This is a genomic window from Streptomyces sp. NPDC057474 (genome assembly GCF_042802555.1).
In the GTDB taxonomy this organism is placed as follows: domain Bacteria; phylum Actinomycetota; class Actinomycetes; order Streptomycetales; family Streptomycetaceae; genus Streptomyces.
Genome location: NZ_JBHVDX010000136.1, coordinates 20287 through 27467 on the forward strand (window position 1 = coordinate 20287; position 7181 = coordinate 27467).

7 protein-coding genes are annotated in these 7181 nt (G+C 71.7%); all 7 read left to right on the forward strand.

Going from position 1 to position 7181, the window contains the following annotated elements:
• Nucleotides 1-46 precede the first annotated feature (46 nt).
• The 7 genes from ACFU53_RS30615 to ACFU53_RS30645 all read left to right on the forward strand — a co-directional run bounded on the left by ACFU53_RS30615 (nt 47) and on the right by ACFU53_RS30645 (nt 7155).
• Nucleotides 47-1369, forward strand: coding sequence for a phenylacetate--CoA ligase family protein (locus tag ACFU53_RS30615; RefSeq protein ID WP_383999408.1), 1323 nt, complete (start codon nt 47-49; stop codon nt 1367-1369).
• On the forward strand, nt 1369-2100 hold the full coding sequence (locus ACFU53_RS30620) for a hypothetical protein (RefSeq protein ID WP_383999411.1): 732 nt from the start codon (nt 1369-1371) through the stop codon (nt 2098-2100). Before ACFU53_RS30615 ends, ACFU53_RS30620 begins: the two co-directional genes overlap by 1 nt.
• Nucleotides 2101-2102: 2 nt before the next feature.
• On the forward strand, nt 2103-3074 hold the full coding sequence (locus ACFU53_RS30625; RefSeq protein WP_383999414.1) for an SDR family oxidoreductase: 972 nt from the start codon (nt 2103-2105) through the stop codon (nt 3072-3074).
• 1 nt (nt 3075) lies between these two features.
• Nucleotides 3076-3558 (forward strand): Zn-ribbon domain-containing OB-fold protein, encoded by a 483-nt coding sequence (locus ACFU53_RS30630; protein ID WP_383999417.1) that lies wholly within the window; start codon nt 3076-3078, stop codon nt 3556-3558.
• Complete coding sequence (locus ACFU53_RS30635) at nt 3555-4703, forward strand: thiolase family protein (RefSeq protein WP_383999420.1); 1149 nt, start codon at nt 3555-3557, stop codon at nt 4701-4703. Before ACFU53_RS30630 ends, ACFU53_RS30635 begins: the two co-directional genes overlap by 4 nt.
• 80 nt (nt 4704-4783) lie before the next feature.
• The gene (locus ACFU53_RS30640) at nt 4784-6043 is read left to right on the forward strand and encodes an acyl-CoA dehydrogenase family protein (protein ID WP_383999423.1); all 1260 of its coding nucleotides are present in this window, start codon (nt 4784-4786) and stop codon (nt 6041-6043) included.
• Nucleotides 6040-7155 (forward strand): acyl-CoA dehydrogenase family protein, encoded by a 1116-nt coding sequence (locus ACFU53_RS30645; protein WP_383999426.1) that lies wholly within the window; start codon nt 6040-6042, stop codon nt 7153-7155. The genes ACFU53_RS30640 and ACFU53_RS30645 overlap by 4 nt, the downstream gene beginning before the upstream one ends.
• Nucleotides 7156-7181 lie beyond the last annotated feature (26 nt).

A 7181-nucleotide genomic window follows, 5' to 3' on the forward strand; every position in this document is an offset into this window, starting at 1 on the left:
GCGCTGATAGCTGGAAGATCTGGGCACTGAGCCGCGAGGAGGCGCCATGGCCGGTGACTGGGACACCGCTGACAGGTACTTCGAGCCCCAGGTGGAGACCATGCCCCGCGAGCTGTTGCGGGCATGGCAGGAGGAACGGGTACTGGAACTCGTCGAGTACGCCTATGCGGGCTCCTCCTTCTACCGCGAACTCTGGGACGAGCACGGGGTGCACCCGCGCGACATCCGCTCCCTGGCGGACTTCCGGGAACGCATACCGTTCATCGACAAGGAAATGGTGCGCGCCCACCGGGCCCGCACGGGCGACCCCTTCGGCGGTCTGCTCTGTGTGCCGGGAGAGGAGCTGACCTCCGTCTCCTCCAGTTCGGGCACCACCGGCGACCCGGAGTTCTTCGCCGAGATCTGGCAGGACGCCCCGCCCCTGGTGACCGCGCAGGTGCGTGACCTGTGGGAGCTGGGCCTGCGGCCCGGGGACCGGGTGCTGAGCCCGCCCGGCACCTTCCGGAACCTCATGGACCCGGGATACCAGGCCCTCGGCGCCGTGGTCATCGAGGTGGACACCTGGATGGGGAAGATGCACGAGGTCGTCGAGGCCCTGCGCACCTACCGGCCCGCCTATCTGCAGATGATGTATCCGCAGATGGTGGAGCTGGAGCGGCTGGCCGAGAAGACGGACCTCAAGGAGGCGTTCTCCTCCCTCAAGGGCGCCTCGTGCGCCGGGCAGCCCCTCAGCCGCAGGATGCGCGAGCGGATCCGCGACGACTGGGGCATCGACGTCTACGAGTACACCAGCGCCGCCGACACCGGCACCGCCTGGGAGTGCCGTGAGCACGACGGCTTCCACCTCTGGGAGGACACCGTCTTCGCGGAGTGCGTCGAGGTCGACGAGAACGGCTGGCGCGACGTCCCCGAGGGCGACCTCGGCGAACTCGTCGCCACCGACCTGGACAACCGGGCCGCCCCGCTGATCCGCTACCGCAGCGAGGACCTCGTCCGCCTGTCCGGCGAGACCTGCGGCTGCGGCCGCACCCACGCCCGGATGTGGGTGGCCGGCCGGCGCGGCGACGAGACGCTGGTCCAGGGGCGCTCCGTGGTCCTGCGGGACATCTGGACGGCCGTGGAGGACCAGCCGGAGACCGTCGCCGGCGTCTTCCAGATCGTCCGGGACCGCCGCGAGGTAGACGAACTGCGGCTGCGCGTCGGCTACGACCCCGCAATCACCGGTGACGTCGACGCCCTGGCCGGCCGACTGGGCAAGGCCGTGCGGATGCGCACCGGAGTCGAGCCGGTGCTCGACCTGCGCACCGAGGAAGACCTGTTGAAGACCATGACCAGCGTCGCCAAGTTCCCCCGGGTGGTGAAGAGCTGATGGCCCGCGCCGACACCCTGGCCCGCGCCAGGGAACTCGACCGCCCCGAACTCGCCTACCTCGTACGCTTCCCCACCGCCGACGGCATGCGGGAGACCGAACTCACCTGGGCGGAACTCGCCCGGGACACCGACTGGGCCACCGCACGCCTGCGGGAGCACGGCCTCGCCGCGGGGCAGCGGGCCCTGCTGACGATGTCCGGCTTCGAGGGCTTCTGGGGCCACGCGGCCATCGGCGCCCTGCGCGCGCTGAAGGTGACGTACGGCATCGCCGAAGCGATGGGCTGGGACCACCGCCGCACCGCGGTCTTCCACCGCGAACTGCGCCCGCACGCGGTGATCGGGCTGTCCGCCGAGACCCTGGAGGGGCTCGCCGGCGCCGCCGACCTCGGCGAGATGTTCCGGCCGACGTCCGTCGTCCTGGCCCGGCCCTCCGCCGTGCCGGTGCTGCGCGGGGTGGGCGTGTCCGCCTGTCTGTTCGCGCCGGTGGGCCCGGCGCTCGCCCTGGAGTGCCCCGAGCGGGGCGGCGCGCACGTCAACGCCGCCGAATGGCGCTTCGGCGACCGCGACGGACAGCTGTTCGTCGCGGCGGGGGAGCAGCGCACGTCGACGCTGCCGGAGACCCCGCTCGGCGTCGCCGGCCGCGTCGTCACCGGCCGGTGCGCCTGCGGCGGCGACGACCCGCGCGTGCTGTTCACCGAGGGCGACCGGCCCCTGTCATCGAGGAGTTGAGGATGTCCGCAGGAGTGTCCGAAGGAGTGGCCGAAGAGGCGTCCGAAGGGGTGGCCGAAGGAGCGTCCGAAGGGGTGGTCGACGGCCGTGTCGTGGTCGTCACCGGCGCGGGCAACGGCATCGGCCGGGCCCACGCCCTGGCGTTCGCCGCGCACGGCGCGAAGGTCGTCGTCAACGACCTGGGCGGCGGGCGGGACGGGGCGGGCGCCTCGGCCGGACCCGCCCAGGCCGTGGTGGACGAGATCGTCGCGGCCGGCGGCGAGGCCGTGGCCAACACCGACGACATCTCCACCTGGGACGGGGCCGCCGGTCTCGTCCGGCAGGCCGTGGACACCTACGACGGCCTGGACGTGCTCGTCAACAACGCCGGCATCCTGCGCGACCGGATGATCGTGTCGATGACCGAGCGGGATTGGGACAGCGTGCTCGCCGTCCACCTCAAGGGCGGCTTCGCCACCCTGCACCACGCCGCCGCGTACTGGCGCGAGCGCGCCAAGGCCGGTCACGCCAACGACGCCCGGGTGATCAACACGACCTCCCCGTCCGGCATCTTCGGCAACCCGGGCCAGTCCAACTACGGCTCCGCCAAGGCCGGAATCGCCGGCCTGACCGTCATCGCCGCGGCCGAACTCGCCCGCTACGGCGTGACGGTGAACGCCATCGCGCCCACCGCGCTCACCCGGCTGACCGAGGACATCGAGATGATGAAGCGGGCCGCGGAGAGCCAGGACCTGACCCCGGAAGCCATCTCACCGCTCGTCGTGTGGCTGGGCTCGGCCGCGTCGCGCGAGGTGACCGGCCGGGTGTTCGGTGTCGTCGGCAACCGGATCACCGTACTGGAGGGCTGGGTCAACGGCCCCGCCGCGAACGCCGAGACCCGGTGGACGCCGGAGGAACTGTCGTCCGTCGTCCCGAACCTGGTCGCCAAGGCGGCTCCCAACGCCGACGCGCTCGGCAACCGGAACGGGGCCTGAGATGACGACGACCACGCGACAGCCCGTCGCCGAAGGCCTGTTCACCTGGCCACCCTCCGCCTCCGAACCGCCCAGGCTCATCGCCTCCGAGTGCACGGCGTGCGGCCTGGTGAGCTTCCCGGCGGCCTCCGACTGCGTCCGGTGCGCGAGCACGGAGTCGAACGAGCTGCTGCTCGCCGACCGCGGCACGCTGTGGACGTACACCACCCAGGACTTCCGGCCGCCGTCCCCGCCCTACGACGGCCCCGAGGCCTTCGAACCGTACGCGGTCGGCTACGTCGAGCTCCCCGGCGAGCTGCTGGTCGAGGCCCGCCTCACCGAACCCGACCCGGAGAAGCTCAGGATCGGACAGGACATGCGGCTGACGCTCGTGCCCTACACCGTGCGGGACGACGGCACGGAGGTCATGACGTTCGCGTTCGCCCCGGCCGAAGAGTCCGCCCCGGCCGAAGAGTCCGCCCAGCCCGAGGAGGAGACATCATGACCGAGGCCGTCATCATCGGCGTTGGGCTCCACCCCTTCGGCCGGTTCCCCGGAAAGCCGGCACTGGACATGGGCGCCGACGCGGTACGACTCGCGCTCGCCGACGCGGGCGTCAACTGGCCGCAGATCCAGGGCGGTTACATCGGCAGCTACGAGGTCGCCAACCCCGACGCGATCGTCGGCCGGCTGGGCCTCACGGGCATCCCGCTGCGCGGCGTGTTCAACGGCTGTGCGACGGCCGGTACGGCGGTGGCACTGGCCGCCCGCGCCATCGAGACCGGCGAGCACGACCTGACCATCGCGATCGGCCTCGACAAACACCCGCGCGGCGCGTTCGCCGCCGACCCGTCCGTGGCCGGCATCCCCTCCTGGTACGGGCAGACCGGGCTCTTCCTCACCACGCACTTCTTCGGCATGAAGATCAACCGTTATATGCACGAGCACGGCATCTCCCACGAGACGCTCGCCCGCGTGGCATCGAAGAACTTCGGCAACGCGGCCGGAAACGAGAAGGCCTGGCGTCGTACGCCCTTGTCGGCCGAGGAGATCCTCGCTTCCCCGGTCCTCAACCACCCGCTCCGCCAGTTCATGTACTGCGGACCGAACGAGGGTGCCGCAGCCGTAGTGATGTGCCGTGCCGACCAGGCCCACAAGTACACCGGGAAGCCCGTCCGGGTCCGGTCCACGGCCCTGCGCAGCCGTCGGCTCGGCGCCTTCGAGGTGCAGAGCCCGTCGTTCCCGGTCGGGGAGGTCGTCGAGAGTCCGACGGTGGACGCCTCCCGCGCGGCGTACGAACTGGCGGGCATCGGTCCCGAGGACGTGGACGTGGCACAGCTCCAGGACACCGACGCCGGGTCGGAGATCATCCACATGGCCGAGAACGGCCTCTGCAAGGACGGCGAACAGGAGCGCCTGATCGCCGAGGGTGCCACGGAGATAGGCGGTCGGCTCCCGGTCAACACCGACGGCGGCCTGCTCGGCAACGGGGAACCGATCGGCGCCTCCGGGCTGCGGCAGATCCACGAGATCGTGCTCCAGCTGCGGGGTACGGCGGGCACGCGTCAGGTATCGGGCACACCCCGTGTCGGCTACACCCACCTGTACGGCGCGCCCGGCGCGTCGGCGGTGACGATCCTCTCGACCTGAGCGCACGACGATTCCTGCGCGCACGACGACTTCCTGAGCGCACGATGATTTCTCTCGACCCGAGAGCACAGGGACCCGGAATGGAACAGGACATGCAGGACTTCGCCGCCGAGGCGCGCCGCTTCCTCGACGCGCACGCGACGAAGGCCCCCGACCGTGCCGCCGTCACCTGGGGTGAGGGCGACGACTCGATGGCGTACTTCAGCAGCCTCCCGCCCGAGCGGGAGGCGGAGCACGTGCGGCGGGCGCGCGCGTGGCAGCGGACCCGCCACGAGCACGGCTTCGGATGGATCACCGGCCCGCCCGAGTACGGCGGCCGGGGCCTGACCCCCGTCCATGACCTGCTGTACGACGCCATCGAGTCCGAGTACGACGTCCCCGACACCGGCGTGCTGAGCGTGGTCGGCCTCGGAATGATCGGACCGACGGTCCTCGCCCACGCCCAGCCCCCCATCAAGGAACGCTGGCTGCCGGCGATGTACCGCGGGGACGCCATCGCCTGCCAGCTGTTCAGCGAGCCCGGCGCCGGATCCGACCTGGCGAGCGTGGCGACCCGGGCCGTCCGCGAGCGGCGTGGGGGCACCTCCCGCGCGAGCGAAGCCGAGAGCGGGGGAGACTGGGTGCTCAACGGGCAGAAGGTGTGGACGTCGGTCGCCCAGCACAGCGAGATCGGGCTCGCCCTGACCCGTACCAACCCCGACGCGCCCAAGCACCGGGGCATCACGGCCTTCCTGGTCCCCATGGACGCCCCCGGCGTCGAGGTCCGGCCGCTGCGGCAGATGACCGGCGGCGCCGACTTCAACGAGGTCTTCCTCACCGACGTCCGCGTCCCCGACGACCACCGCCTCGGTGAGGTCGACGGCGGCTGGACGGTCGCCCTCACCACCCTGATGAACGAGCGCGACACGGTCGGCAGCGAGGGCGCGGGCCCGGTGGGCGCCGCCCTCTCCCCGGAGCACCTCTCGGCGCTGATGCGCGCCACCTGGACCTGGGACGACCGCGCTCTGCGCGCCCGCCTCGCCGAACTCCTCGTCGACGCCCTCGCCACCGGCTACCTCAACGCCCGTGCCCAGCGCACCCTGAGAGCAGGGGGTGCTCCCGGGCCCGAGAGATCCGTCGCCAAGCTGATGTACGGTCAGAATCTCACCCGCGCGGCCCACTTCGTGTCCGAGTGCCTCGGCCCCCGCATCATCGCCGACACCGGCCAGTGGGGCACGTACGCCTGGTCCGAACTCCTCCTGGCCACCCCGGCGTTGCGCATCCTCGGCGGCACCGAGGAGATCATGAAGAACATCCTCGCGGAACGGGTCCTCGGTCTGCCGAAGGAGGCACGCGCATGAGCGCCGACGAAAGCGAACTGCAGGAACTGCGTTCGTCCGTACGGGAGTTCCTGGAGGCCAAGTCTCCCGAGGAGGCCGTGCGCAAGCTCATGGAGAGCGAGCCGCGCTTCGACCCCGACGTGTGGGCACAGGCCGCCGACCAGCTGCGTCTGCCGGGTCTGGTGATCCCGGAGGAGTACGGCGGTGACGGCTTCGGACCGGTCGAACTCGGCGTCGTGCTGGAGGAGATGGGACGCGCCCTGCTGTGCGCGCCCTTCTTCTCGACGATCGTGCTCGCGGCCCAGGCCCTGCTGGCGTCGGGGGACGAGGATGCCTGCGCCCGCCATCTGCCCGGCATCGCCGCCGGACGGACCACGGCCACCCTCGCGGTCGCCGAGGACGGCGGCTCCTGGGACCCCGCCCTGATCTCCGCGCGCGCGGTACCGGACGGGGACGGCGGCTGGAAACTGAGCGGCCGCAAGAGCTTCGTCATCGACGGGACGACGGCCGATCTGATCCTCGTCGTCGCCCGCACCATCGCCGGCCCGTCGTTCTTCGCGGTGGACCGCACGGCCCCGGGCGTGACGGCGGAACCGATGGAGACCCTGGACGCCACCCGGGCGATGGCCCGGCTGACCTTCGACGCCGTGGCCGCGACGCCCGTCGGCGCGGACGGGGCGGGCGGGCGCACCATGGCCAAGGTCCTGGACATCGCCTCGGTCGGGCTGGCCGCCGAACAGTCGGGCGGGGCACGCCGGTGCCTGGAGATGAGTGCGGACCACGCCCGGACCCGGCACCAGTTCGGCCGGCCGATCGGCGCCTTCCAGGCCGTCAAGCACAAGTGCGCCGACATGCTCGTCCAGGTGGAACTCGCCGAGGCGTCGTCCCGGGAGGCGGCGCGGCTGGCCGCCGAGGGCGCGCCGGACTTCCCGGTCGCCGCCGCCGTGGCCCATGCCTGCTGCTCACGGGCGTACATGGTCGCGGCGATGGAGAACATCCAGGTCCACGGCGGCATCGGCTTCACCTGGGAACACCCGGCTCACCTGTACTTCCGCCGGGCCAAGTCCTCGCAGCTGCTGTTCGGCGGACCGGCGATCTACCACGAGCGGCTGCTGGACCGGCTCGGAATCTGAGGACCGCGAAGCGAAAAGGGGGAGGC

Coding starts and splice junctions, on each gene's coding strand:
- ACFU53_RS30630 (WP_383999417.1), top strand. CDS start 3,076: ATGACGACGACCACGCGACAGCCCGTCGCCGAAGGCCTGTTCACCTGG.
- ACFU53_RS30640 (WP_383999423.1), top strand. CDS start 4,784: ATGGAACAGGACATGCAGGACTTCGCCGCCGAGGCGCGCCGCTTCCTC.
- ACFU53_RS30615 (WP_383999408.1), top strand. CDS start 47: ATGGCCGGTGACTGGGACACCGCTGACAGGTACTTCGAGCCCCAGGTG.
- ACFU53_RS30645 (WP_383999426.1), top strand. CDS start 6,040: ATGAGCGCCGACGAAAGCGAACTGCAGGAACTGCGTTCGTCCGTACGG.
- ACFU53_RS30635 (WP_383999420.1), top strand. CDS start 3,555: ATGACCGAGGCCGTCATCATCGGCGTTGGGCTCCACCCCTTCGGCCGG.
- ACFU53_RS30625 (WP_383999414.1), top strand. CDS start 2,103: ATGTCCGCAGGAGTGTCCGAAGGAGTGGCCGAAGAGGCGTCCGAAGGG.
- ACFU53_RS30620 (WP_383999411.1), top strand. CDS start 1,369: ATGGCCCGCGCCGACACCCTGGCCCGCGCCAGGGAACTCGACCGCCCC.